This window comes from Streptomyces sp. NPDC018263, from assembly GCF_055562575.1.
On record NZ_JBVHFA010000001.1, the window covers coordinates 22967 to 48613 of the forward strand.

24 protein-coding genes are annotated in these 25647 nt (G+C 70.9%); 12 read left to right on the top strand and 12 right to left on the bottom strand.

The genetic code is table 11. The annotated features are described in order from the left end of the window. Nucleotides 1-17: 17 nt before the first annotated feature. Nucleotides 18-1559: a gamma-aminobutyraldehyde dehydrogenase gene (locus tag ACZ3HQ_RS00095; protein WP_467506649.1), complete on the bottom strand. Its 1542-nt coding sequence runs from the start codon at nucleotides 1557-1559 to the stop codon at nucleotides 18-20. A gap of 177 nt (nucleotides 1560-1736) precedes the next feature. Between ACZ3HQ_RS00095 and ACZ3HQ_RS00100 the strand changes: the two genes are divergently transcribed. Continuing rightward, nucleotides 1737-2330 (top strand): NADAR family protein, encoded by a 594-nt coding sequence (locus ACZ3HQ_RS00100; RefSeq protein WP_467506651.1) that lies wholly within the window; start codon nucleotides 1737-1739, stop codon nucleotides 2328-2330. Here ACZ3HQ_RS00100 and ACZ3HQ_RS00105 read toward each other — a convergent pair. Beyond that, the gene (locus ACZ3HQ_RS00105) at nucleotides 2316-3074 is read right to left on the bottom strand and encodes a DUF4190 domain-containing protein (protein ID WP_467506653.1); all 759 of its coding nucleotides are present in this window, start codon (nucleotides 3072-3074) and stop codon (nucleotides 2316-2318) included. The two genes, ACZ3HQ_RS00100 and ACZ3HQ_RS00105, sit on opposite strands and share 15 nt — an antisense overlap. Before the next feature lie 108 nt (nucleotides 3075-3182). Here ACZ3HQ_RS00105 and ACZ3HQ_RS00110 point away from each other — a divergent pair, with 108 nt between their 5' ends. Continuing rightward, entirely contained in the window at nucleotides 3183-4271 is a 1089-nt protein-coding gene (locus ACZ3HQ_RS00110; protein WP_467506655.1) for an adenosine deaminase, read from the top strand. A 36-nt stretch (nucleotides 4272-4307) separates the two neighbouring features. Then, nucleotides 4308-4997 carry a glycerophosphodiester phosphodiesterase gene (locus ACZ3HQ_RS00115; protein WP_467506656.1) on the top strand — a complete coding sequence of 230 codons (690 nt, stop codon included), beginning with the start codon at nucleotides 4308-4310 and terminating at the stop codon, nucleotides 4995-4997. 139 nt (nucleotides 4998-5136) lie between these two features. Here ACZ3HQ_RS00115 and ACZ3HQ_RS00120 read toward each other — a convergent pair whose 3' ends face one another. After that, complete coding sequence (locus tag ACZ3HQ_RS00120) at nucleotides 5137-6639, bottom strand: LVIVD repeat-containing protein (protein ID WP_467506658.1); 1503 nt, start codon at nucleotides 6637-6639, stop codon at nucleotides 5137-5139. A gap of 176 nt (nucleotides 6640-6815) precedes the next feature. On the opposite strand from ACZ3HQ_RS00120, the gene ACZ3HQ_RS00125 reads away from it, so the two are divergent. After that, nucleotides 6816-7460, top strand: coding sequence for a DUF305 domain-containing protein (locus ACZ3HQ_RS00125; protein ID WP_467506660.1), 645 nt, complete (start codon nucleotides 6816-6818; stop codon nucleotides 7458-7460). Nucleotides 7461-7509: 49 nt separating this feature from the next. On the opposite strand, the gene ACZ3HQ_RS00130 is transcribed toward ACZ3HQ_RS00125, so the two are convergent. The 6 genes from ACZ3HQ_RS00130 to ACZ3HQ_RS00155 all read right to left on the bottom strand — a co-directional run bounded on the left by ACZ3HQ_RS00130 (nucleotide 7510) and on the right by ACZ3HQ_RS00155 (nucleotide 14266). After that, nucleotides 7510-9876 (bottom strand): ATP-binding cassette domain-containing protein, encoded by a 2367-nt coding sequence (locus tag ACZ3HQ_RS00130; protein ID WP_467506662.1) that lies wholly within the window; start codon nucleotides 9874-9876, stop codon nucleotides 7510-7512. Between the two features lie 48 nt (nucleotides 9877-9924). Then, nucleotides 9925-10335 (bottom strand): VOC family protein, encoded by a 411-nt coding sequence (locus tag ACZ3HQ_RS00135; RefSeq protein ID WP_467506664.1) that lies wholly within the window; start codon nucleotides 10333-10335, stop codon nucleotides 9925-9927. A gap of 10 nt (nucleotides 10336-10345) precedes the next feature. Next, nucleotides 10346-10789, bottom strand: a complete 444-nt coding sequence (locus ACZ3HQ_RS00140; protein ID WP_467506666.1) for a helix-turn-helix transcriptional regulator — start codon at nucleotides 10787-10789, stop codon at nucleotides 10346-10348. Next, nucleotides 10786-11463, bottom strand: coding sequence for a DUF6308 family protein (locus ACZ3HQ_RS00145; RefSeq protein WP_467506668.1), 678 nt, complete (start codon nucleotides 11461-11463; stop codon nucleotides 10786-10788). Before ACZ3HQ_RS00145 ends, ACZ3HQ_RS00140 begins: the two co-directional genes overlap by 4 nt. A gap of 38 nt (nucleotides 11464-11501) precedes the next feature. After that, nucleotides 11502-12695 (bottom strand): extracellular solute-binding protein, encoded by a 1194-nt coding sequence (locus ACZ3HQ_RS00150; RefSeq protein WP_467506670.1) that lies wholly within the window; start codon nucleotides 12693-12695, stop codon nucleotides 11502-11504. Nucleotides 12696-12817: 122 nt separating this feature from the next. Further along, nucleotides 12818-14266: a gamma-aminobutyraldehyde dehydrogenase gene (locus tag ACZ3HQ_RS00155; protein ID WP_467506672.1), complete on the bottom strand. Its 1449-nt coding sequence runs from the start codon at nucleotides 14264-14266 to the stop codon at nucleotides 12818-12820. Nucleotides 14267-14474: 208 nt separating this feature from the next. Between ACZ3HQ_RS00155 and ACZ3HQ_RS00160 the strand changes: the two genes are divergently transcribed. The 8 genes from ACZ3HQ_RS00160 (at nucleotide 14475) to ACZ3HQ_RS00195 (ending at nucleotide 21634) form a co-directional block, all read left to right on the top strand. Further along, nucleotides 14475-15005: an Lrp/AsnC family transcriptional regulator gene (locus ACZ3HQ_RS00160; RefSeq protein WP_350899530.1), complete on the top strand. Its 531-nt coding sequence runs from the start codon at nucleotides 14475-14477 to the stop codon at nucleotides 15003-15005. Between the two features lie 2 nt (nucleotides 15006-15007). Next, nucleotides 15008-16372, top strand: a complete 1365-nt coding sequence (locus tag ACZ3HQ_RS00165; RefSeq protein ID WP_467506675.1) for an aspartate aminotransferase family protein — start codon at nucleotides 15008-15010, stop codon at nucleotides 16370-16372. A gap of 188 nt (nucleotides 16373-16560) precedes the next feature. Further along, the gene (locus ACZ3HQ_RS00170) at nucleotides 16561-17301 is read left to right on the top strand and encodes an ABC transporter ATP-binding protein (protein ID WP_391754089.1); all 741 of its coding nucleotides are present in this window, start codon (nucleotides 16561-16563) and stop codon (nucleotides 17299-17301) included. Beyond that, nucleotides 17283-18539 carry a hypothetical protein gene (locus tag ACZ3HQ_RS00175; RefSeq protein WP_467506677.1) on the top strand — a complete coding sequence of 419 codons (1257 nt, stop codon included), beginning with the start codon at nucleotides 17283-17285 and terminating at the stop codon, nucleotides 18537-18539. Before ACZ3HQ_RS00170 ends, ACZ3HQ_RS00175 begins: the two co-directional genes overlap by 19 nt. 110 nt (nucleotides 18540-18649) lie before the next feature. Continuing rightward, entirely contained in the window at nucleotides 18650-19057 is a 408-nt protein-coding gene (locus ACZ3HQ_RS00180) for a VOC family protein (RefSeq protein WP_467506679.1), read from the top strand. 10 nt (nucleotides 19058-19067) lie between these two features. Continuing rightward, nucleotides 19068-19637 carry a chloramphenicol phosphotransferase CPT family protein gene (locus ACZ3HQ_RS00185; RefSeq protein ID WP_467506681.1) on the top strand — a complete coding sequence of 190 codons (570 nt, stop codon included), beginning with the start codon at nucleotides 19068-19070 and terminating at the stop codon, nucleotides 19635-19637. A gap of 9 nt (nucleotides 19638-19646) precedes the next feature. After that, complete coding sequence (locus ACZ3HQ_RS00190) at nucleotides 19647-20771, top strand: LOG family protein (RefSeq protein ID WP_467506683.1); 1125 nt, start codon at nucleotides 19647-19649, stop codon at nucleotides 20769-20771. A 161-nt stretch (nucleotides 20772-20932) separates the two neighbouring features. Further along, nucleotides 20933-21634, top strand: coding sequence for an LAETG motif-containing sortase-dependent surface protein (locus ACZ3HQ_RS00195; RefSeq protein ID WP_467506685.1), 702 nt, complete (start codon nucleotides 20933-20935; stop codon nucleotides 21632-21634). 73 nt (nucleotides 21635-21707) lie between these two features. Here the strand turns inward: ACZ3HQ_RS00195 and ACZ3HQ_RS00200 are convergent, their stop codons facing one another. From ACZ3HQ_RS00200 to ACZ3HQ_RS00210, 3 genes are read right to left on the bottom strand one after another with little or no spacing between them, the layout of a single operon-like run. Continuing rightward, nucleotides 21708-22730, bottom strand: a complete 1023-nt coding sequence (locus ACZ3HQ_RS00200; RefSeq protein ID WP_467506687.1) for an ABC transporter ATP-binding protein — start codon at nucleotides 22728-22730, stop codon at nucleotides 21708-21710. After that, a complete protein-coding gene (locus ACZ3HQ_RS00205; protein ID WP_467506689.1) occupies nucleotides 22730-24331 on the bottom strand; it encodes an ABC transporter permease in 1602 nt (533 codons plus the stop codon). Before ACZ3HQ_RS00205 ends, ACZ3HQ_RS00200 begins: the two co-directional genes overlap by 1 nt. Nucleotides 24332-24390: 59 nt before the next feature. Next, nucleotides 24391-25464: a thiamine ABC transporter substrate-binding protein gene (locus ACZ3HQ_RS00210; protein WP_467506691.1), complete on the bottom strand. Its 1074-nt coding sequence runs from the start codon at nucleotides 25462-25464 to the stop codon at nucleotides 24391-24393. Nucleotides 25465-25647: the final 183 nt, after the last annotated feature.

Consider the following 25647-nt stretch of genomic DNA (forward strand, 5'->3'; position numbering starts at 1 on the left):
CGGAAAGCGGCGGGGGCCTAGTGGCTCCGGTCCCCGAAGACCGTGCGGTGCCAGTCCTTGCGGACGGCCGCCGTGTTGTCGAACATGACGTGCTTGACCTGGGTGTACTCCTCGAAGGAGTACGCCGACATGTCCTTGCCGAAGCCGGACGCCTTGTATCCGCCGTGCGGCATCTCGCTGATGATCGGGATGTGGTCGTTGATCCACACGCACCCGGCCCGCAGATCGCGGGTGGCCCGCTGGGCGCGGTAGACGTTGCCGGTCCACGCGGAGGCGGCGAGGCCGTACGGGGTGTCGTTGGCCAGCCGCAGCCCCTCGTCGTCGGTGTCGAAGGGGAGCACGACGAGCACGGGACCGAAGATCTCCGACTGGACGATCTCGCTGTCCTGACCGGCGCCGGTGATCAGGGTGGGCCGGTAGTAGGCGCCGTTCTTGAGGTCGCCGCCGGGGGCTTCGCCGCCGGTCACGATGGTCGCGTAAGCGCGGGCCCGGTCCACGAAACCGGCGACGCGGTCACGGTGGGCGTGCGAGACCAGCGGGCCGAGGTCGGTGCCGGGCGCGAAGGGGTCGCCGAGCCGCACGGTCTCCATCAGCGCGGCGGTCCGCTCCACGAACGCCTCGTACAGCGGGCGTTGCACATAGGCGCGGGTCGCCGCCGTGCAGTCCTGGCCCGTGTTGATCAGCGCGCCCGCGACCGCGCCGTTGGCGGCGGCTTCCAGGTCGGCGTCGTCGAACACCACGAAGGGCGCCTTGCCGCCCAGCTCCAGGTGGAGCCGTTTGACGGTGGCCGTGGCGATCTCCGCGACCCGGCGCCCGACGGCGGTGGACCCGGTGAACGACGTCATCGCCACGTCCGGATGCCCGACCAGCCGCTCCCCCGCGCCGGGCCCGGTCCCGCTGACGATGTTGATCACACCGTCCGGGATGCCCGCGTCGACGGCCGCCCGCGCGAAGAGCAGCGAGGTGAGCGGTGTCAGCTCGGCGGGCTTGAGCACGATGGTGTTGCCCGCGGCCACGGCCGGGAGGATCTTCCACGCGGCCATCTGGAGCGGGTAGTTCCAGGGCGCGATCGACCCGACGACCCCGATGGGCTCGCGCCGGACGTACGAGGTGTGGTCGCTGGAGTACTCCCCCGCCGACTGCCCCTGGAGCTGCCGGGCGGCGCCCGCGAAGAAGGCGGTGTTGTCGATCGTGCCGGGGACGTCGAACTCACGGGTGAGCTTCAGCGGCTTGCCGCACTGGAGCGACTCGGCACGGGCGAAGTCCTCGGCGCGGTCCGCGAGTACGGCGGCGAAACGGTTCAGCGCGTCGGAGCGCTCGCCCGGCGTGGCGGCGGCCCAGCCGGGGAAGGCGGCACGCGCGGCGGCCACGGCCGCGTCGACGTCGCTCTCCCCGGCGAGTTCGTAGCGGTACACCTCCTCGCCGGTCGCCGGGTCCGTCACCGCGTGGGTACGGCCCGAGGTGCCCGGAACGGAGCGGCCCGCGACGAACTGCGCGCCCTCGGCGAAGCGGTCGCGGGCGGGAAATCGTTCCGGGGTGTCGGTACCCGGTCTGTGCATGTCGCTCTCCTCCGCCGGACACCCCTTCGGGGGCCGGGTGGCGTGGCTCCAGCTCGATTTGAGTGCCGATCCTGACAGAGGGGCGGGAGTGCAACAAGGGATTCCGTTGTTGCCTTTTGGTTACGCGACGGAATCTGTCGGCGGGCTGTCTACTCGGGGCTTTCGAGTCCGGACGGAATGTCAGTGGCGGCTGCCACACTTCGGTGCATGGGGAAGATCGACGGGGTGGAAGCGCTGATCGGCGCGGTCCGGGCCGGGGTGCCCGTGAAGTACCTGCACTTCTGGGGGCACCGCCCGCAGCGGGACGGGAGTGTGGGCGCGGGGTGCCTGAGCCAGTGGTGGCCGGCGCCGTTCACGGTGGACGGGGTCGGATACGCGACGGCCGAGCACTGGATGATGGCGGCCAAGGCGCGCCTCTTCGCCGACCCGGACGCCGAGCGACTGGTGCTGGCCGCGGGGCATCCGGCCGGGGCGAAGAAGGCGGGGCGGCTGGTCCGGGGGTTCGACGAGGAGATATGGCGCCGGGAGCGGTTCCGGATCGTCGTCGAGGGCAGCGTGCACAAGTTCGCCGCCGACCCCGGCCTGCGCGCGTATCTGCTCGGCACGGGGGACCGGGTGCTGGTGGAGGCGAGCCCGGTGGACCGGGTGTGGGGGATCGGGCTCAGTGTCCAGGACGAGGCCGCGTGGGACCCGGCCCGCTGGAAGGGGCCGAACCTCCTGGGCTTCGCCCTGATGGAGGCTCGGGAGCGGCTGCGCTCAGAAGCGGGGTGAGGCGGGGATCTGCGGCGCGGAGTTGTAGGAGGTGCCGAAGGGGTCGTCGTCCTGCCGGCTGTCCTCCTTGTTCGCGGCGAACACCAGGATGCCGATGAAGAGCGCCAGCGTGGCCACGCCCACGATGATGCCGATGATGCCGAGCACGAAGCCCGCCTGCGCCTGCCCGCGGTTGGTGGCCTCGCCCCGGTCGGCACGCCTGCGGCCCTGGACGCCCAGGATCACGGCGATGACACCGAGGACGAGGGAAACGAAGCCGTAGAGGCAGAACAGGACGATGGAGAGGATGCCGAGCACCAGGGCGGCGGTGCCGGCGTTGTTCTGCGGGGCGGGGGCCATGGGGGCGCCCCAGCCGTAGGCCGGGGGGTGGGGGTAGCCGTGGGGGGCGCCCGGGTAGCCCTGCGGTCCGCCGGGGTAGCTCTGCGGGCCGGGGTAGCCCGGGCCGCTCGGGTAACCGTAGCCGACGGGGGGTGCGGGGACACCGGGGCCGTTCGGGCCGATGGGCGGGGGCGGAACCGTGGCGCCGGTCTGCTGCGGCGGCACCGTGGGACCGGCCTGGGGGCCGAAGCCGACGCCGGGCATGGCGGCCATGGTCGCCTGGTCGTGGACGGACGGCGGCACCTGGTCCTGCGGACCCTGCTGGTTCTTCTGCAGCGAGGGCCCCTGGGGCGGCGCCCACGGGTCGGAGCCCGGCTCCTGCCCGGTCGTCCCTCGTCCGCCGTCGGGCTGCGTCTGCTCCGTCACGTCCTCATCCCCCCACGTAGCTTGTCAGCCCATGTTAGAGCCGCCGCACGGGCCGTACGGAGCTGCCCCTTCCCTGAGCGACCGTAGGGTCCGCCGCCCCGTCCTAGGATGGCTGGCGCACCGTCCGACCAGCCTGGGGAGGCTCCCTTGACCGAGCGCAGCGCCGCCCGCGATCCGCACGACTTCATCGCCGGCCTGCCCAAGGCCGAACTGCACGTCCACCACGTCGGCTCCGCCTCCCCCCGCATCGTCTCGGAACTGGCCGCCCGGCACCCCGACTCCAAGGTCCCGACCGACCCCGAGGCGCTGGCGGACTACTTCTCCTTCACCGACTTCGCGCACTTCATCCAGGTGTACCTGTCGGTCGTGGACCTGGTCCGCACCCCGGAGGACGTCCGGCTGCTGACGTACGAGATCGCGCGCGACATGTCCCGGCAGCAGGTGCGGTACGCCGAGCTGACCGTCACCCCGTTCTCCTCGGTGCGGCGCGGCATAGAGGACCGGGCCTTCATGGACGCGATCGAGGACGCCCGCAAGTCCGCCGAGGCCGACTTCGGGACCGTGCTGCGCTGGTGCTTCGACATCCCCGGCGAGGCCGGGCTGGAGTCGGCGGAGGAGACGGCCCGGCTGGCGACGGACGACCGGGTCCGGCCCGAGGGCCTGGTCTCCTTCGGCCTCGGCGGCCCGGAGATCGGCGTCCCGCGCCCGCAGTTCAAGCCGTACTTCGACCGCGCGCGGGCCGCCGGCCTCCACTCGGTCCCCCACGCCGGCGAGACCACGGGCCCCCAGACGGTCTGGGACGCCCTGACCGCCCTCGGCGCGGAACGCATCGGCCACGGCACCAGCTCGGCCCAGGACCCGAGGCTCCTCGCCCACCTGGCCGAGCACCGCATCCCCCTCGAGGTCTGCCCCACCTCCAACATCGCCACCCGCGCGGTCCGCACCCTCGACGAGCACCCCCTGAAGCAGTTCGCCGACGCGGGCGTCCTGGTCACCATCAACTCCGACGACCCGCCGATGTTCGGCACGGACCTCAACAAGGAGTACGCCATCGCGGCCCGCCTCCTCGGCCTGGACGAGCGCGGCCTGGCGGCCCTGGCGAAGAACGCGGTGGAGGCGTCGTTCCTGGACGCGGCGGGCAAGGAGCGGATCTCGTCGGAGATCGACGCGTACACGGAGGCTTGGCTGGCGGGCTGACCTCCCGGCACTCTCCCGGCTGCCAGAATGTCCGCCATGCAGACCTGGACCGCCGTCGCACACCGGGGCGACCCCTACCGCTTCCGCGAGAACACCCTCGCCTCGCTGCGCTCCGCGCTGGACCGGGGCGCGGACGCGGTGGAGATCGACGTACGCCTCACCCGCGACGGCGTCCCCGTCCTGCTGCACGACAACACCCTGAAACGCCTGTGGGAAGTCGACCGCCCCCTGGCGTCCCTGACGGCGGCCCAGGTGACGGAACTGACGGCAGGCGGCGTCCCCACCCTGGCGGAAGCCCTGTCGGCAACGGAGGGCACGCGGGTCATGGTGGACCTGTGCGGAGGTGTGACCCCTCGGGTGGCGGACCGGGTTCTCGACGCGGTCCGCGAGGCGGGCGCGGAGGACCGGGTCTACTACTCCTCAGGCGCCGAGTCCCTGCTGGCCCTCCGCGCGGCCGCCCCCGAGGCCGAACTCGCCCTCACCTGGACCACCAAGGCCCGCCCCCGCCCCGCCCTTCTCACAGCCCTACGCCCCCACTACCTCAACTACCGCTTCTCCCTGGTCGACCGGGACCTGGCCACCCGAGTCCACAAGGAGGGCTACCTGTTGTCGGTGTGGACCCCGGACACGGGCCACTCGATGCGCAAGCTGCTGGCACTGGGGGCGGACTCGATCACGACGAACCGGATCGACACGCTTACCGCCCTGCGAAAGCAGCGGGGATAGAGCACCGCTCGCCTGAAGCGGGGCTCTGTTCGGACGAGCCGCGTTGGATCAGGCCGCGGACGCCGGCATGTTCCGAACCGGTGGTCCCGGATCGCAGAGCAGCGTCCGGAACCACCCATGACATCCCAGCCAGGTCCGCTCAGTCGAAGTACTCCGGCTGCGTCTGCACATTCAGCTCGGGCAGATGCACCCGGCGGGCCGAGTCCGTGCGGCGGTCGTTCAGTTTCAGGACGTCGAAGCCCTTCCTGATGTCGTTGGAGTAGATGTAGCCGTTGTAGTAGTACGCGGACCACGAGCCGGCCACCTGGAGGGTGTCCGTGGTCAGCGGGCCGCGCTCGAAGTAGGCGATCTCGTGCGGGTGGGCGGAGTCGGTGAAGTCCCAGACGGAGATGCCGCCCTGGTACCACGCCTGGACCATGAGGTCGCGGCCCTTGACGGGGATGAGGGAGCCGTTGTGGGCGACGCAGTTCTCGGTGTCTGCCTGGTGGCGCGGGATCTTGTAGTAGTTGCGGAAGACCAGCTTGCGGTGGTCGCCGCGGCCGGTGATGTCGTAGATGCCGTCGGCGCCGCGGTTCGGGCCGATGGCCGCGTTGCAGGTGGCCGCGCCGCCGCCACCGAGTTCGTCGGTGAAGACGACCTTGTCCGCGCGCTGGTTGAACGTCGCGGAGTGCCAGAAGGCGAAGTTGACGTTGTCCTGGACCCGGTCGATGACCTTCGGGTGCTCGGGGTCCTTGATGGAGAACAGGATGCCGTCGCCCATGCAGGCGCCCGCCGCGAGGTCCTTGGAGGGCAGGACGGTCAGGTCGTGGCAGCCGGTGGTCTTGGAGACGCCGGGGTTGGTGGGCGCGCCCGGGTTGCCGCCACCGTCCGGGCCCTCACCGGGGAAGAGGACAGGGAAGCCGACCACGGCCGCCTTCTCGGGCGCAGGGCGCGGCACCTTGATGACCGAGATGCCGTCGTGCGGCGGCTGGCAGTCGGGGAACGTGGCGCTGGGCGAGTACGAGGAGACGTAGATGTACACGTTCTCCCGCTCGGGCACCAGCGTGTGGGTGTGGGAGCCGCAGGCGGTCTCCACGGCGGCGACGTACTTCGGGTTCGCCTTGTCGCTGATGTCGAAGATCTTCATCCCCTCCCACGACGACTTCTCGGTCGCGGGCTGGGTCGTGCTCGCGCAGGAGTTGTCGCTGCGCGAGGAGTCGGTGGAGAGGAAGAGCAGGTTGCCGCTGACGGAGATGTCGTTCTGCGAGCCGGGGCACAGCACCTGCGCGACCGTCCTCGGCGCCTTCGGGTCGCTGATGTCGAAGATGCGGAAGCCGTCGTAGTTGCCGGCGTAGGCGTACCGGCCCTGGAAGGCGAGGTCGGTGTTGAGGCCGGGGAGGGCGTCCTTGGGGACGTTGGTGAGGTGCTCGATGTTGGCCGAGTGGACGATCTCGTCCTGGCCCGGTATCTCGCCGTCCGCGATCGCCTCGCGCACCTCGGCCGCCTCGCTCTGGGAGACCCGCTGTCCGGCGGCGGGGGTGTCGCCGGGGTCGGGGGTGGCGGAGGCCGGGGCGGTGGTGAGCAGCGCGGCCAGGAGACCAGCCGCGGCGGCGGCAACTCCCAGGCGTCTGCGACGGGTTCGGGGATCGTGGGACAGGGTCACTGCTTCCTCCCTGATGCCGGACGTGGGGCGCGGCTCACACTCCCCGCAGTATCGACCGCGTCATGGACAGGTCAACAGGGCGCAAATGAGTCGCGTCCGGAGGTTCTCGGTCATTCGCGGGCGGAAGAGTGCTAGGACGGTCGGTACCCGCACCCCCATGAAGGCAGGAGCCCCCCGTGCCGCATCGCCGCGCCTCCCTCACCCCGGCCCTCCTGGCGGCCACGGCCGTGCTCGTGGTCGGCGGCTGCTCAGGTTCCGGCGATTCCGACGCCAAGTCCCCGACGCGCAGCGGCCCTTCGGTCATCGCCCCCGGCAAACCGGGTGAGGCCAACCGCACGATGTCCGCCGACGACGCCGCCGAGCAGCGCGAGGACGACAACTCCCCCAACGCGGCCGACCGTTCCTACGCCCACATGATGATCGCCCACCACACCCAGGCCCTGACGATGACCGAACTCGCCCCGAAGAGAGCCGAGTCGACGCAGGTCAAGCGCATCGCGGAGCGCATCTCCGCCGCCCAGGGCCCCGAAATCAGCGCCATGCGGGGCTGGTTGGCCACCAACGGCAAGGGCAGCATCGCCCACGACCACGGCACCATGCCCGGCATGGCGACCGAAGCCCAGCTCACCGAGCTGCGCGCAGCCAGGGGCAAGGCGTTCGACCGGCTCTTCCTCAAGCTGATGATCGCCCACCACGAAGGCGCGATCACCATGGCCACCGAGGTGAAGGCGCAGGGCAACAACCTCCAGATCGAGGAGATGGCCGACGACGTGATCGCCCAGCAGACCAGCGAGATCGTGCGGATGCGCGACATGCTCTGACCAGGGCCGGGCCGGGCGGCGGCCGGCCGCAAGCCCCGGTCAGCGACCCTCACTCCCCCACGTACTCCGCCAAGTGCCGCCCGGTGAGCGTCGAGCCGTCCGCCACCAGCTCCGCCGGCGTCCCCTCGAAGACCACCTGTCCGCCGTCGTGTCCCGCGCCCGGCCCCAGGTCGATGATCCAGTCCGCGTGGGCCATCACCGCCTGGTGGTGCTCCACGACGATGACGGACTTCCCGGAGTCCACCAACCGGTCGAGCAGGCCGAGGAGTTGCTCGACATCGGCGAGGTGGAGTCCGGCGGTCGGCTCGTCCAGGACGTACACACCGCCCTTGTCCCCCATGTGCGTGGCCAGTTTGAGCCGTTGGCGTTCGCCGCCGGAGAGGGTGGTGAGCGGCTGGCCGAGGGTGAGGTAGCCGAGGCCCACGTCGGAGAGGCGGGTCAGGATGCGGTGCGCGGCCGGGATACGGGCCTCGCCCTCCGCGAAGAACGCCTCCGCCTCGCTGACCGGCATCGCCAGCACCTCGCTGATGTCGCGGCCCCCGAGCCGGTACTCCAGCACCGCCGCCTGGAAGCGCCGCCCCTCGCACTCCTCGCAGGTCGTGGCGACGCCCGCCATCATGGCGAGGTCGGTGTAGACCACCCCGACGCCGTTGCAAGTGGGGCAGGCGCCCTCGGAGTTGGCGCTGAACAGCGCGGGCTTGACCCCGTTGGCCTTGGCGAACGCCTTGCGGATCGGGTCCAACAGCCCTGTGTAGGTTGCCGGGTTGCTCCGCCGCGATCCCCGGATCGCGCCCTGGTCGACGGAGACGACCCCCTCCCCCTGGGGCACCGACCCGTGCACCAGCGAACTCTTGCCGGACCCGGCGACGCCCGTCACCGCGACCAGCACCCCGAGCGGGATGTCCACGTCGATCCCGCGCAGGTTGTTGGCGTCCGCGCCCCGGATCTCCAGCGCGCCGGTGGCCTTGCGGACGGTCTTCTTCAGCGAGGCCCGGTCGTCCAGATGGCGTCCGGTGACGGTGTCCGAGGCCCGCAGCCCCTCGACCGTGCCCTCGAAACAGACGGCACCGCCGCCCGTACCGGCGCCCGGACCGAGGTCGACCACATGGTCGGTGATGGCGATCGTCTCCGGCTTGTGCTCCACGACCAGCACGGTGTTGCCCTTGTCGCGCAGGCGCAGCAGCAGGCCGTTCATCCGCTGGATGTCGTGCGGGTGCAGCCCGGTGGTGGGCTCGTCGAAGACGTACGTGACGTCGGTGAGCGAGGAGCCGAGGTGGCGGATCATCTTCACCCGCTGGGCCTCGCCGCCGGACAGTGTGCCGGAGGGGCGGTCGAGGGAGAGGTAGCCGAGGCCGATCTCCACGAACGAGTCGAGGCTGTGGCCCAGCGCGGTGAGCAGCGGGGCGACCGAGGGGTCGTCGAGGCCGCGTACCCATTCGGCGAGGTCGGTGATCTGCATCGCGCAGGCGTCCGCGATGCTCACGCCGTCGATCTTCGAGGTGCGGGCGCCCTCGTTGAGCCGGGTGCCTTCGCAGTCGGGGCAGACGGTGAAGGTGACGGCCCGCTCCACGAAGGCGCGGACGTGTGGCTGGAGCGAGTCGACGTCCTTGGAGAGGAAGGACTTCTGGATCTTCGGGATCAGGCCCTCGTACGTGAGGTTGATGCCCTCCACCTTGATCTTGGTGGGCTCCTTGTGGAGCAGGTCGTGCAGCTCGCGCTTGGTGAACTTGACGATCGGCTTGTCCGGGTCGAAGAAGCCGCAGCCGGTGTAGATACGGCCGTACCAGCCGTCCACGCTGTAACCGGGGATGGTGAGGGCGCCCTCGCGCAGCGACTTGGTCTCGTCGTAGAGCTGGGTGAGGTCGATGTCGGTGACCGCGCCCCGGCCCTCGCAGCGCGGGCACATCCCGCCGGTGCGGCTGAAGGTGACCTTCTCCGCCCGGCGGGCCCCCTTGTCCACCTTGATCGCGCCGCTGGCCTGCACCGACGCGACGTTGAAGGCGTACGCGCTGGGCGGACCGAGGTGCGGGGCGGCGAGCCGGCTGAACAGGATGCGCAGCATGGCGTTGGCGTCGGTGGCGGTGCCGACGGTGGAGCGGGGGTCGGCGCCGAGCCGCTGCTGGTCCACGATGATCGCGGTGGTCAGCCCGTCGAGCACGTCCACCTCGGGGCGGGCGAGCGTCGGCATGAAGCCCTGCACGAACGCGCTGTACGTCTCGTTGATCAGCCGCTGCGACTCGGCGGCGATGGTGCCGAACACCAGCGAGCTCTTGCCGGAGCCGGAGACACCGGTGAACACCGTCAGCCGGCGCTTGGGGATCTCGACACTGACGTCCTTCAGGTTGTTCACCCGCGCGCCGTGGACCCGGATCATCTCGTGGCTGTCGGCGGCGTGCGCGTCCGTGCCCTTGGTCATACCGTCTCCATCTTCACGTACTGGCTTCTTGTCCTACGCCGGGCCGGCTCAGCGGTGTTCCTGGATGCGGAGCATGTTGCCGGCGGGGTCCCGCACCGCGCAGTCCCGGATGCCGTACGGCTGGTCGGCGGGCTCCTGGACGATGTCGGCACCGGCGGCCACGAGCCGGTCGAAGGTGCCGTCCAGGTCGGGGGTGGCCAGCACCATGCCGGCGTACGTGCCCTTGGCCATCATCTCGGCGATGACGCGCCGCTCGTCGTCGGTGATGCCGGGGTCCATGGCGGGCGGGCTCAGCACGATGTTCGTGTCCGGCTGGCCCTTGGGTCCGACGGTGAGCCAGCGCAGGTTGTTGTGGCCGACGTCGTTGCGCAGTTCGAAGCCGAGCGTGTCCCGGTAGAAGGCGAGCGCCGCCTCCGGGTCGTCCTGCGGGAGGAAGCTGGCGTGAATGGTGATGTCCATGGCCGTCACGCTAGCCGTGGCCCGGGGCCCGCGCTTCTCGATTCCTGACCGGTCTGGTGACCACCTTCACCACGCAGGTCGGCAGCCCTTCCGTAGCCCGCGCGGCCTCGACGCGGTACACACTCGGCGCCATCCCGACCAGCTCACTGAACCGCGTACTGAACGTCCCGAGCGAGGAGCACCCCACCTCGAAACACACCTCGGTCACGCTCAGATCCCCGCGCCGCAGCAAGGCCATCGCCCGCTCGATCCGCCGCGTCATCAGATAGCTGTACGGCGACTCCCCGTACGCCGCCCGGAACTGCCGACTGAGATGCCCCGCGGACATGTTCACCCCACGCGCCAACGCCTCCACGTCCAACGGCCGCGCATACTCCCGATCAATCCGATCCCGCACCCGCCGCAACAACACGAACTCCCGCAGACGACGCGGGTCCACGGACGAGCTGCTCATACCGACAGCGTGCCATGGCCGGGGCAGCGCAAGGTTCGATGATCTTCGTGGTGTGCCATCCAGAGGACCACGTCACAGACGCGCAGGGCACTCACGGTCTTGGGTACCCCGGCTCGTTCCCGCAGGTCGAGCAGCTCGTGGTGGAGAGCCTGACCATCGGCTCGGAGCGCGCGGTGAAGATCGAGCCAGAAAGAGGACGGACTACCGACGACGCACCTCACGACCCTGTCGTAGACGGGGACCAACCGGGGCCGCTTTCTTGCCAGCAACTTGCCGGCCATGACCCAGCCGATGCCCTTCACCCGGAACAGGAGTCTCCATGCCTGATCAGCAGGCGAGCCGGTGTCCAGCTCCGCAGCCTCGACCTCGGCCATGTCGGCATCCGCCGGTATACGCCTCAGCAGCTCGCTCAGATGCCTGCCCGGCTCACCCTCCAGCAGCTCCAAGGCAGCCTTCGCCGGGACGGTCACCGACAACATCTGCACCGCGACCAGATCCTCAGCCGTCACCACATCCACGACCCCGACCCGATCGCCTCCAAGGTGCTCGAACCGTGCCCCCGTATAGGGCGCCTCGCCCTCCAGCCCGAAGTACTCCCGCAGACTGGTCACAGCACGCGCCGACCCCAGGTGACTCCGCAATATGTCGCCAAAAGGCGACGACTTCCCCGCCATGTCCAGCCCCCTGATCGCAGGGGAGAAACCCTAGACCCCTACAACCCCACGATCGAGTTCCATCGCCGGGTGAATTCCGGGCGTTCCGTCGGCTTGATGTCGCGGGCGATGGCTAGGCGCTTGCGCATGGGGGCGTTGGGGAAGATCAGGGGGTTTGTGGCCAGGGCGGCGGTGGCGCGGTCGGGGCTGTCGGCGAGGAGGGGCTGGGCTGCCGGGACCGGGCAGACGTAGTTGACCCAGGTGGCGAGTTCGGCGGCGACCGAGGGGGTGTAGTAGTAGTCGATCAGGCGCTCGGCGGCGGTCTTGTGGGCCGCGCGGTCGGGGATCATCAGGGAGTCCGACCAGAGTTCGGCGCCCTCCTCGGGGACGACGAAGCGGATGTGCGGGTTGTCGGCCTGGAGCTGGATGACATCGCCGGAGTACGCCTGGCAGGCGAGGACGTCGCCGCTGACCAGGTCCTTGGTGTAGTCGTTGCCGGTGAAGCGGCGGATCTGCCCCCGGCGGACCTCGCGTTCGACCTCGTCGCACATGGTGTGGAAGTCGTCGGCCGTCCAGCGGGTGATGTCCACGCCGTTGCCCTGCATCAGCAGCGCGAACGCCTCGTTCAGCCCGGACAGCAGCGTGACCCGGCCCTTGAGGTCGCTCGCCCAGAGGTCCTTCACGTGCCGGATCTCGCGGCCGAGCCGCCGGCGGTCGTACGCGATCCCGGTGATCCCGGACTGCCAGGGGACGGTGTGGAGACGGCCCGGGTCGAAGGCGGGCCGGCGCAGCAGGGGGTCCAGGTACTTCGCCACGTTGGGCTGCTCGGCCCGGTCCATCCGCTGGACCCAGCCGAGGCGGACGTACCGCGCGCACATCCAGTCACTGATGACGATGAGGTCCCGGCCGGTGGGCCGGTGGTTCATCAGGGCGGGGCTGATCTTGCCGAAGAACTCGTCGTTGTCGTTGATCTCCTCGACGTAGTCGACGGAGATCCCGGTGCGCTTCTCGAAGGCGTCCAGCGTGGGCCGCCTGTTCGCGTCGTCGTCATCGGTGTCGATGTACAGCGGCCAGTTCGACCAGGTCAGCCGTTGGTCGGCGGCGGAGCGGTCGGGCGCGGAGCGGTCGCCGGGACGGACGTACGCCGAGGGCACCCCGCACCCGGCGAGCGCGCCGAGCGCGGCGGTGCCCCCGAGGGCCCGCAGCACGGACCGGCGGGAGGGGGCGGAACCACGAACAGAGGTGTGAAGCACCCCGAAAGTGTGCCGCCCGATCCCTTGAAGGAACAATCCGGATGCCGACCCAGGGGCGCGGGGAACTGCGCGACCAGCCCCCACGCGCCCGCGGCCGACATCCGGCCGGGCCCGGCAGAGTCTCACGCGTCCAGAGAAGTCATCACGTGCTTGATCCGCGTGTAGTCGTCGAACCCGTACGCCGACAGGTCCTTGCCGTACCCCGACTTCTTGAAGCCGCCGTGCGGCATCTCCGCGACCAGCGGGATGTGGGTGTTGATCCACACACAGCCGAAGTCCAGCTTCTTGGACATGCGCATGGCGCGCCCGTGGTCCTTGGTCCACACCGAGGAGGCCAGCGCGTAGTCGACGCCGTTGGCCCACTCGACGGCCTGGTCCTCGTCGGTGAAGGACTGGACGGTGATGACCGGCCCGAACACCTCGTTCTGGATGATCTCGTCGTCCTGCTGGAGGCCGGAGACGACGGTCGGGGCGTAGAAGTACCCCTTGTCACCGACCTGGTGGCCACCGGACTCGACCTTGGCGTGCGCGGGCAGCCGCTCGATGAAGCCGGCGACCTGCTTGAGCTGGTTGGGGTTGTTCAGCGGGCCGTAGAGCACGTCCTCGTCGTCCGGCTGCCCGGTCTTCGTCTCGGACGCGGCCTTGGCGAGCGCGGCCACGAACTCGTCGTGGATGGACTCCTGGACGAGGACACGCGTGGCGGCCGTGCAGTCCTGGCCGGCGTTGAAGAAGCCCGCCGTCGAGATGTCCTCGACGGCCTTCGGGATGTCGGTGTCCTCGAAGACGACGACCGGCGCCTTGCCGCCCAGCTCCAGGTGGACCCGCTTGAGGTCCTTGGAAGCGGACTCGGCCACCGACATGCCCGCGCGCACCGAGCCGGTGATGGAGGCCATCGCCGGGGTCGGGTGCTCGACCATCATGCGGCCGGTGTCGCGGTCGCCGCAGATGACGTTGAAGACGCCCGCGGGCAGCACCGAGCCGATGATCTCGGCGATGAGGACGGTGGAGGCGGGGGTGGTGTCCGAGGGCTTGAGGACGACCGTGTTGCCCGCGGCGAGCGCCGGGGCGAACTTCCACACGGCCATCATCATCGGGTAGTTCCACGGCGCGACCTGCGCGCAGACGCCGATCGGCTCACGGCGGATGATGGAGGTCAGGCCGTCCATGTACTCGCCGGCCGAGCGCCCCTCCAGCATCCGGGCCGCGCCCGCGAAGAAGCGGATCTGGTCGACCATCGGCGGGATCTCCTCGGAGCGGGTGAGCCCGATGGGCTTGCCCGTGTTCTCCACCTCCGCCGCGATGAGGTCCTCGGCCCGCTCCTCGAACGCGTCCGCGATCTTCAGCAGGGCCTTCTGCCGCTCGGCGGGGGTGGTGTCGCGCCAGGCGGGGAACGCCTTGGCGGCCGCGTCCATGGCGGCGTCCACGTCCGCCTGCCCGGACAGCGGCGCGGTCGCGTACACCTCACCGGTGGCGGGGTTGACCACCTCGGTGGTCCGTCCGTCGGCGGCGTCCCGGAACTCACCGGCGACATAGTTCCGGAGTTTGCGCAGCCCACGCGGCTCGGTGCTCACTGCCGGCCTCCTGATCTGGTTCGAGGGTTCGAGCTGTCCCCGCCCCGGAGGTGCCGCACGGCTGTCCGGTGGCTGAGACAACCCAACCCTAGTCGGGACACCCACGTTTTCAACACCCCCACCGCCACCCGTCCTGCGAAATCCGCACACTGCACGCCCGTAAACAACGAATTTCATCGATCGAGCCTTGCGAAACTGTCGAGGTGTCGTGCACAGTGAGGGCGTGGCCAGTCGAAGCACAGAACACAGGGACTCCGCCCGCGAGTCCAGGAGCGAGTCCAGGGGGGCGACCCCGCAGTTGGACGCCGTCTCTCTCGCGATCATCGAGCAGCTCCAGGAGGACGGCCGCAGGCCCTACGCCGCGATCGGCAAGGCGGTCGGCCTCTCCGAGGCGGCGGTGCGCCAGCGGGTGCAGAAGCTGCTGGACCAGGGCGTGATGCAGATCGTCGCGGTCACCGACCCGCTCACCGTGGGCTTCCGCCGCCAGGCGATGGTCGGCGTGCACGTCGAGGGCGACGTGGAGAGCGTCGCGGACGCCCTGAGCGCCATGTCGGAGGTCGAGTACGTGGTGATGACCGCGGGCTCCTTCGACGTCCTCGCCGAGATCGTCTGCGAGGACGACGACCACCTGCTGGACGTGATCAACCGGCGTATCCGGGCGCTGCCCGGCGTCCGCTCCACCGAGAGCTTCGTCTATCTCAAGCTCAAGAAGCAGACCTACATGTGGGGAACCCGATAACCGTGACGCAGAAGGACCTCAGCCGCACCGCGTACGACCACCTGTGGATGCACTTCACCCGCATGTCGTCGTACGAGAACTCGCCCGTCCCCACCATCGTGCGGGGCGAGGGCACCCACGTCTTCGACGACAAGGGCAAGCGGTACCTCGACGGCCTGGCGGGCCTGTTCGTGGTGCAGGCCGGGCACGGCCGGGTGGAGCTGGCCGAGACCGCGCTGAAGCAGGCCCAGGAGCTGGCCTTCTTCCCCGTGTGGTCCTACGCCCACCCGAAGGCGATCGAGCTGGCCGAGCGGCTGGCCGGCTACGCCCCCGGCGACCTCAACAAGGTCTTCTTCACCACCGGCGGCGGCGAGGCCGTGGAGACCGCGTGGAAGCTGGCCAAGCAGTACTTCAAGCTGGTCGGCAAGCCCACCAAGCACAAGGTGATATCCCGCTCGCTGGCGTACCACGGCACCCCCCAGGGCGCCCTGTCCATCACCGGCCTGCCCGCGCTGAAGGCGCCCTTCGAGCCGCTGGTGCCGGGCGCGCACAAGGTGACGAACACCAACATCTACCGCGCCCCGATCCACGGCGACGACCCGGAGGCGTTCGGCCGCTGGGCCGCCGACCAGATCGAGCAGCAGATCCTCTTCGAGGGCCCCGACACGGTCGCCGCGGTCTTCGTGGAGCCGGTGCAGAACGCCGGCGGCTGCTTCCCGCCGCCCCCCGGCTACTTCCAGCGGGTGCGCGAGATCTGCGACCAGTACGACGTGCTGCTCGTCTCGGACGAGGTCATCTGCGCCTTCGGCCGCCTGGGCACGATGTTCGCCTGCGACAAGTTCGGCTACGTCCCGGACATCATCACCTGCGCCAAGGGCATGACCTCGGGTTACTCCCCGATCGGCGCGACGATCGTCTCCGACCGGATCGCCGAGCCCTTCTACCAGGGCGACAACGTCTTCCTGCACGGCTACACCTTCGGCGGCCACCCGGTCTCCGCCGCGGTCGGCCTCGCCAACCTGGACCTGTTCGAGCGCGAGGGCCTGAACCAGCACGTCCTGGACAACGAGGGCGCCTTCCTGCGCACCCTCCAGAAGCTGCACGACCTGCCCATCGTCGGCGACGTCCGCGGCAACGGCTTCTTCTACGGCATCGAGCTGGTGAAGGACAAGAACACCAAGGAGTCCTTCGACGGCGAGGAGATCGAGCGCGTCCTGTACGGCTTCGTCTCCAAGGCCCTGTTCGAGAACGGCCTGTACTGCCGTGCCGACGACCGCGGTGACCCGGTGATCCAGCTCGCTCCGCCGCTGATCGCCAACCAGGAGACGTTCGACGAGATCGAGCAGATCCTGCGCGCCACCCTGACGGAGGCGTGGGCGAAGCTCTGACCGGTCCGCCCCCGCCGCCCCGGCCCCGGCGCCGCCCGTTCGAGTGAGAACGGCGGCCCGGGGCCGTGTGCTGTGCCGCCTCCCCCTCGGTGCTGCCTAGCGTGCCCAGTGACCGATCGGCCCGGTCTTCGTTCCCCCGAACAGGGCACAGGGACACGGGAAAACGGATCAGAACCGAGGTGTACGCCATGGAGGCTCCGCCGGACAACGACGTGCTGTGGGCACGCTCCCTGCACTTCAAGCATCCCGATGGCTCCCCCGGCATCGCCGGCATCTCGCTGGGCGTCCGGGAGAGCGAGATCCTCGCGGTCGGCGGCCCGCGCGGCAGCGGCAAGACGACCCTGCTGCGCTGTCTGTCCGGGCAGGTCAGGGTGGACGAGGGCGAGGTGTGGTTCAACAGCTCCCCCGTGCACACCCTGGGCCCGATGGCCCGCGAGAAGCTGCGCCGCGACCGGTTCGGCTGGATCGACCCGGCCCCGGCGCTCGTGCCGGAGCTGAACGTCTGGGAGAACGCGGCGCTGCCGCTGATGCTGCGCGGCACCAGCCGCCGCCGCGCCAAGGTGGCCGCGATGGAGTGGCTGGAGCGGCTGGACGTGGGCGACAAGTCCAGGAAGCGCCCGCACGAACTGCTCCAGGCGGAGCGGCAGCGCGTCGCCATCGCCCGCGCGCTGGCGCCGGGGCCGACGGTGCTGTTCGCCGACGAGCCGACCGCGCCGCTGCACCGCGCCGACCGCGGGCACGTGCTGCGCACGCTCACCACGGCGGCCCGCTCGCACGGCATCACGGTGGTCCTCGCCACCCACGACCCGGAGACGGCGGCGCTGGCCGACCGCTCGGTCTCGCTGCTGGACGGACGCCGGGTGAAGACCGTGCACCTCCCCGACGCCCCGGACACGGAAGGCCGGGCGGCGTGCTCGCTCTCCGTCTGACCCGCGCGGCCCGGCCCGCCGTCCAGTTGCGCCGCCTGCTGGTGGCGGCCGCCTCGGCGGGCACCGGCTTCCTGCTGCTCGGTTCCCTCGGCTACGCGATGGGCCACCCCCAGACTCCGGGCGCGGCCGCGCTGCGGCTGGCCTGGTGCGTGGTGCCGCTCGCCGCGACGGTGTACCTGGCGCTGGCGGTGGCCCGTACCGACCCCGGTACGCGGCCCCGGCCGGGGCTGTCGGCGGTGGGGCTGGGGCCGGGCCGGCTGATGGCGGTCTCGGCGCTGACCACGCTGCTCGCCTGCACGCTGGGCTCGCTGGTCGCCCTGCTGTTCTTCCTGCATCTGCGCGGCGACCTGTCGGGGCTGCCCATCGACGGCAAGGGCGCGCAGTTCCTCGCGGCCGACCGGCCGCTCCCGGTCCCGGCCGCGCTGACGCTGCTGGCGCTGCTGCCGCTCGCCGCCTCGGGCGCGGTGGCGCTCAGCCTGCGCCCGCGGGACCCGCGCCGGCCCGCGGCGAAGGGCACGGCGTCCTTCGGCGCCCGCTGGCACGCCGTCCTCCACAAGGCGGAGACGCCCGCTTCCGAGGAAACCCCGGTGGACGCGGAGAGCGAGGGCTGGTCGGACGTGCTGACCGTCGCGCCGCCGCCTCGCGAGGCTCCGGCGGGCTTCCCCTGGGGTGTCGCCGCGCTGGCGGCGGGCCTCGCCGTGCAGGCGTACGCGAACCGGGCCGCCCCGGCGTCCGTGCTGGCGCTGCCCGTGGAGGGCGCGGCGGTGCTGGGCGGCTGGCTGCTCACCGCGCTCGGACTGGTCCTGGCCGCGCCGGGCCTCACCTACCTGTGCGGGAAGGTCCTGCAGTCGGCACAGCCCGGCGCGCTGCGGCTGCTGGCCGGGCGGGTGCTGATGTCGGAGGCCACGCGGATCGGGCGCCCGCTCGGAGTGGTCTGCTCGGTGACGTCGGCCGCGCTCGCCACGACCGCGATGTACGACCAGCCGGCCGCCGCCTTCGGCCCGCTGTCCACCGTGGCCACGCTGGTGGTCGGCGGCTGCGCACTGGCCACGCTGCTGACGGCCGCCGTGGAGACCCGCCAGTCCCGCGCCGGCACCACGGCCGCGCTGCTCCGGCTCGGCGCCCCGGCCACCATGCTGCGGGGCTCCGCCGCACTGCGGGCCGCCGCGCTGATCACCCTGTTCGTACCGCTCACCCTGCTGATCGCCTACCTGTCGGCGCTGCCGCCGACGAAGTGACAGGGACGAGTTCACGGGCCGCCGATGAGTTTTCCGGCGGCCCGTCGTCTATACCGGCGTAAGCAGCTCGCGCACTTGTCGCACTCGCGCACTTGTCGTAGGGAGAAACCGTGTACCAGCAGATGATCTTCGTGAATCTCGTCACCGCCGACGTGCCCGCCACCCGGAAGTTCTACAGCGACCTGGGTTACGGCATCAACGAGCAGTTCAGCACGGACGAAGTGGTCAGCGTGATGATCAGCGACACGATCGTGGCGATGTTCCTGTCGCCCGCGCACTACGCCCAGTTCACCCAGAAGGAGATCGTGGACTCCCGCACCTCCAGCGAGACCCTGCTCTGTCTGAGCGCGGAGAGCCGCGAGAAGGTGGACGAGCTGGTGGAGAAGGCCATCGCGGCGGGCGGCACCTCGCACGGCCAGACCCAGGACCACGGCTTCATGTACGGCCGCGCCTTCGACGACCTCGACGGCCACACCTGGGAGATCATGTGGATGGATCCCGCCGCCGTCCAGGGGTGAGCATGCCCGTATGACACCCGGCCGGATCATCTTCCTCAACGGCACGTCGAGTTCCGGGAAGTCGAGCATCGCGCGCGAGCTGCTCGGCCTCCTGGACGGCGTGTACTCCCACCTCTCGGTGGACGCCTTCAACGCGATGCGGGCCCAGCGGGAGCTGTCCCCGAAGGAGTTCGACGCCGCGCTGCGCCGGACCCGGCTCGGCTTCCACCGCTCGGTCGCGGCCATGGCCGAGGTGGGCAACGATCTCGTGGTGGACCATGTGCTCAGCGAGCCGTGGCGGCTGACCGACTGCCTGACCGTGCTCCGCCCCGAGGACGTCCTCTTCGTCGGCGTGCACTGTCCGCTGGAGGAGCTGGAGCGGCGCGAGCGCGCCCGCGGCGACCGGGAGCCGGGCCTCGCCGCCCTCCAGTACGACCTCGTCCACGCCCACGGCGACTACGACCTGGAGTGCGACACCGGGGCCGAGTCCCCGCGCGCCTGCGCCGAGCGCATCCGCGACTTCCTCCCCCACCGTCCGGCCCCGACCGCGTTCACCCGGCTGCGGGCCCGGTACTCCGTCGGGGGACGAGGCGCCGCCTAGCATGTGCGGATGCCTTCGATACCCGCCCGGCCGCACGAGGTCGCCCCGGACCATGAGATCGAGTCGCTGGAGGAGTTCGACGCCGTCGTCGCCGCGCACGGCACGCTCGCCCGCTTCCGGGTGCAGGCCGTCGACCTGACCGGCCGTACGGAAGACCTGCTGAGGCTGGACACCACGGGCGCCGTCTTCCTCGGGTGCCCGATGCACATCGGGGCGGCCGCCCACCTCACCGCCCGTGGCGCCCTGGTGTTCCCGCCGGTACCGGGTCTGCCCTTCGACCCGTACCGCGGATTCGTCTACTCCCCCGAGGAGTTGTTCGCCTCGCTGGCCGACGGGTACGAGGCGACGCCGGACGCGCTGGCCTACGCGTGGTTCCAGCGGACCAAGTCCGACGGTGACGTACTCGCCTCGATGCTGCGCGCGATCCACGACGACTCGGTCTCCGACGCGCTGGACGAACTCCTCGCCGGCGCACGGGTGGTGGGCGTCATGGGCGGCCACGCGATGGCGCGCGGCACCGAGGAGTACGCGGGCGCGGCCCGGCTGGGCCGCGAACTGGCCCGCGCGGGGTTCACGGTGGCGACCGGCGGCGGTCCGGGCGCGATGGAGGCGGCCAACCTCGGCGCGTACGCGGCGCCGTTCGAGGACGGGATGCTGACCGAGGCCCTGCGGATTCTGGCCAAGGCCCCCTCGTTCACCCCGTCCGTGACGGACTGGGCGCGGGCCGCCTTCGAGGTACGCGAACGCTGGCCGGGCGGCGGGGAGTCGGTGGGCATCCCGACCTGGTTCTACGGCCACGAGCCGCCCAACGCGTTCGCCTCCCGTCTCGGCAAGTACTTCGCCAACGCCACCCGCGAGGACGGCCTGCTGGCCCGCTCCAACGCCGGGGTGGTGTTCCTGCCGGGCGCGGCCGGGACCGTGCAGGAGATCTTCGACAACGCCACGCCCAACTACTACGGCTCGCGCGGCAATCCGACGCCCATGGTGCTGGTGGACGAGGAGCACTGGACCGAGAGGCTCCCCGCCTGGCCCCTGCTGCGGGCGTTGGCGCTGGAACGGCCGATGGAGTCCCGTATCGCCCTGGTTGGCCGGATCGAGCTGGCTTCCGACACGTTGAAACGTCTCGCGGAGTAATAAGAAGGTAAAGTCAATGCCCGTTGACTGCCCGCGCATTGACATGCTTATGACGCGCTTATAAACCTGTGTGTCTTGTGGGGAAGCTGGGGCTCCGTTCCGTCCACCGCTCCAACTCCCCCTCCACCCCCCGCAGTTCTGCACTCAGCAAAGGACATGACTTGTCCATATCCCGCCGTAACGCGCGCCGCTCCGTGCGCATCCTGGGTCTCGCCTCCGCGTCGGCCGCCCTGGTCCTGGGTGTCTCCGGTCAGGCTCTCGCCTGCAACATCAGCGAGTTCAAGGCCGAGGCCACGTGCAAGGGTGAGAAGGGCCAGATCACCGTCACCGACCGCGACTTCTCCGGCCAGAAGGCCACCGTCTCGGTGTTCCTGGAGAACAACGGCGCCGACGAGAAGAAGATCGGCGAGCAGGTCGTGACCGGCACCAAGGAAGGCGCCACGATCGTCTTCGACGAGGACTGGGCGCCCGGTGCGGTCTACCGCGTCAACGTCAACGTGCCCCGGTTCATCGACAACAAGAACATCGAGCCCAACCTGACGGCTCCGGCGACCGCGTGCAAGAAGGAGAAGTCCCCCTCCCCGACCACGCCCGTCTCCGAGTCCGCCGCGCCGACCCCGTCCGCGTCCGCTCCCGCCTCCGAGTCCCCCGCACCGTCCGCGAGCGAGAGCGGCGCCGCCGCCCCGGTGTCCGAGGCGCCGAGCAACGCGCCCTCCGCCGCGATCGGTGACTCCAACCTCGCCGAGACCGGTGCGAACTCCAACACCGGTCTGATCGCCGGTGTCGCCGGTGCCCTCGTCGTCGTCGGCGGTGGCGCGGTGTACTTCGGCATGCGCCGCCGTGGCGCGAAGAGCGGTAGCTGACGCTTCCGCCCGCCGTAGCCGACAGCGGCCCGTCCCCGTCTCGCACGGGGGCGGGCCGCTGTCCTTTCGCAAGTCAGCCGAGGACGACGGTCTCCGCCGCGTCGAACTCCACCCCGGCCTCGGCGCCGGTCTCCGGCGCCTCGCGCAGCGGGCAGGCCGCCTCCAGGTGCGGGCCGCCGTCGCGGGGCCGGAGCCGGAGCGCGACATGGGTGCCCTTGAAGGTGCGGGCGGTCACCGTGCAGGCCAGTCCCTCACCGGCGGCCACGAGCCGCACCCCGGCGGGCCGCACCAGCAGCTCGCGGGCGCCCTGCGGTGACCCCTCGGGCACGGGCAGCTTGCCCCACGGGGTGTCGGCGGCCGTCCCGGTCACGCTCGCCGGGACCACGTTCTCGAAGCCGAGGAACCGGGCCACGAAGGCGTCGGCCGGCCTGCGCCACACCTCCAGCGGGGTCCCGGACTGCGCGATCCGCCCGTCCCGCATCACCACCACCCGGTCGGCCAGCGCGAACGCCTCGCCCTGGTCGTGGGTGACGGCGAGCACGGTGGTGCCCAACCGGCTGAAGAGTTCACGGAGTTCGACCACCAGCCGCTCCCGCAGCGAGCGGTCCAACTGCCCGAGCGGCTCGTCCAGCATCAGCAGCCTCGGCCGGGGCGCCAGCGCCCGCGCGAGAGCCACCCGCTGCTGTTCCCCGCCCGAAAGACCGGCCACCGCCCGCCGGGCCGCGCCGGGCAGCCCGACCAGCTCCAGCAACTCCGCCACCCGGACGTCCCGTTCACCCTTGGGCATGCCGTGCATGCGGAGCCCGAAGGCGACGTTGCCGCCCACGTCCCGCTGCGGGAAGAGCTGGTGGTCCTGGAACATCAGCCCGACCCCGCGCCGGTGCGCGGGCACACCCGCCTGGTCGCGGCCGTCGAGCAACACGCGCCCCCTGTCTAGGGGTTGGAGCCCGGCCACGCTCCGCAGCAGGGTCGACTTGCCGCTGCCACTGGGCCCGAGCACGCACACCACCTCGTGCTCGGCGACCCCGAGGTCCACGGTGTCGAGCACCGGCCGCCCGCCGAGACGGACGGTCGCCTCCTCAAGACCCAGCAGCATCAGAACTCCCCCGTCCGGTCGGTGCGCAGCCGCTCCAGCATGAGCAGCGCGGCCGCGCAGACCACCATGAGAATCGTGGAAAGGGCCATCGCCTGGCCGTAGTTCAGCTCCCCCGGCCGGCTCAGCAGCCGGGCCACCGCCACCGGCAGCGTGGGGTTGTCGGGCCGGGCGATGAACACGGTGGCCCCGAACTCGCCGAGCGACACCGCGAACGCGAACCCGGCCGCGATCAGCAACGCCCGCCGCACCAGCGGAAGATCGACCTCCCGCCACACCCGCCAGGGCGAGGCGCCGAGCACGGCCGCCGCCTCTCTGAGCCGGGTGTCCACCGCACGGAGCACCGGCAGCATGGTCCGTACGACGAAGGGCGCGCCGACCAGCGCCTGGGCGAGCGGGACCAGGAACCAGGACTGGCGCAGGTCCAGCGGCGGCTCGTCCAGCGCGATCAGGAAGCCGAAGCCGACGGTCACGGCGGAGACACCGAGCGGCAGCATCAGCAGCGCGTCGAACCCGCGCATCAGCCGGCCCGCGTCCCGGCGGGCCAGGGCGGCGGCGGCCAGGGCGCCGACCACCAGGGCGATGCCGGTGGCGGCGACGGCGTACTCCAGCGAGGTCCACACCGCGTGCAGCGGCGCCACCAGGAACGTACCGCCGTCGGCGTCGGTCAGTGCCCGGTAGTAGCCGAGGCCCGGCGCGTCCAGCGAGCGGCGCACCAGCACGCCGAGCGGCAGCACCAGCAGAACGGCGACGGTGGCGAGCACCCCGCCGAGCAGCGCCCACTGGCCGGCGCCGCGCGGACGCCGGGCGGTCACGGAGGCGTCGACCAGGCGCAGCGCGGTCTCCCGGCGCCGTACCGTCCAGGCGTGCACGGCGAGGATCGCGCCGACCGCGGCGAACTGGACCAGGGTGAGGACGGCGGCCGTGGTCAGGTCGAAGACCTCGGAGGTCTGGCGGTAGATCTCCACCTCCAGGGTGGAGAAGGTGGGTCCGCCCAGGATCTGGACCACGCCGAAGGAGGTGAAGGTGAACAGGAAGACCATCAGCGCGGCGGCGGCCACGGCGGGCGCCAGCGCGGGCAGGGTCACCTGGCGCCAGGCGCGCAGCGGGGAGGCGCCGAGCATCCGGGCGGCCTCCTCCTGCCGGGGGTCGAGCTGTCCCCAGAGACCGCCGACGGTGCGGACGACGACGGCGTAGTTGAAGAAGACGTGCGCGATCAGGATCGCCCACACCGTGGTGTCCAGGCGGACGCCCCACAGCTCGTCCAGCAGTCCGCCGTGGCCGACCAGCGCGAGGAAGGCGGTGCCGACGACCACCGTGGGGAGTACGAACGGCACGGTGACCACGGCCCGCAGCACCTGTTTGCCGGGGAACTCCAGCCGGGCGAAGACCCAGGCGGCGGGCAGCACGATCAGCAGGGTCAGCGCGGTGGAGGCGAGCGCCTGCCAGGTGGTGAACCACAACACGTGCCGGATGTCCGAGCGGCCCAGCACCTCGGCGAACCGCCCGAGGTGCCAGGTGCCGTCGGCCTTGAGCCCGCGCACGGTGATCGCGGCGACGGGCCAGGCGAAGAACAGCGCGAAGAACGCGACGGGCAGGGCCATGAGCCCCAGCCGCGCCGCGCTCCCGCGGCCTCGCCGTCCGGCCGCGTCCGCCGCTTCGGCTACTTCAGTACGAGCGACGTCCACGAGCTGACCCACTGGTCGCGGTTGGCGGCGATCTTCTCGGGCGCCATGGTCTGCGGGTCCTTGGCGGCGGGCCCGTACTCCGTGAACTCGGCGGGGACCTTCGCGTCCTTGATCACCGGGTACACGAACATGTTCAGCGGCATGTCCTGCTGGAACTGCCTGGACAGCAGGAAGTCGAGGAACGCCTTGCCGCCCTCGGGGTTCTTCGCGTGGTTCAGCAGGCCGGCGAACTCGACCTGCCGGAAGCAGGTGCCGTCCGCGACGCCGGTCGGGGCGGTCGACGGCTTCTTCTTGGCGTAGATCACCTCGGCGGGCGGCGAGGAGGCGTACGACACGACGAGCGGCCGGTCACCGCCCGCCTTCCTGCCCTCCGACGAGCCGGAGAACTCCTGGTAGTACGCCTGCTCCCAGCCGTCGACGACCTTGACGCCGTTGGCCTTCAGCTTCTTCCAGTACCCCTCCCAGCCCTTGTCGCCGTAACTCGCGGCGCTGCCCAGCAGGAAGCCGAGGCCGGGCGAGGAGGTGGCCGCGTTCTCGGTGACCAGGAGGTTCCTGTACTTCGGGTCCGCGAGGTCAGCGAAGGTCCGCGGCGGCTTCAGCTTGTGCTCGGTGAAGTACGCCTTGTCGTAGTTGACGCAGATGTCGCCGTGGTCGACGGGGGTGACGCGGTGCCTCGCCGCGTCGAGCTGGAAGGCGGGGTCGACCTGGCCGAGGCCCTTGGCGGCGTACGGCTGGAAGAGGCCGTTGTCGAGGGCGCGGGAGAGCAGGGTGTTGTCGACGCCGAAGAAGACGTCGCCCTGGGGGTTGTCCTTGGTGAGGACCGCCTTGTTGACGGCCTGCCCGGCGTCGCCGTCCTTGAGGACGCGCAACCGGTAGCCGGACTGCTTCTCGAAGTCCGCGATCACGTTCTTGGAAGCGGCCCATGAGTCGTGGCTGACGAGGGTCACGGTCTTGGTGTCCGCCTTCCCCTCGGTGTCGGCGGACCCGCACGCGGAGAGCGTGAGCAGGCCGAGGCCGACCGCCGCGGCCACGAAGGTCTTGGTGTGCACTGGTGGTCCTCCTGGGTGGGCCAGGAAGAGACGCGGCCCTGCCCGGACTCCGCGCGGGAGCCCGGGCAGGGCACAACAGCTCGAGTGATGACCGAACTTCCTACCCAGAATGACCTGGGCGAGGTTCAGAGGGTCTGCGGCCTGGTTGCCGCACTCTCAGCGCTGTGGCGCTCCCCTGTCGGA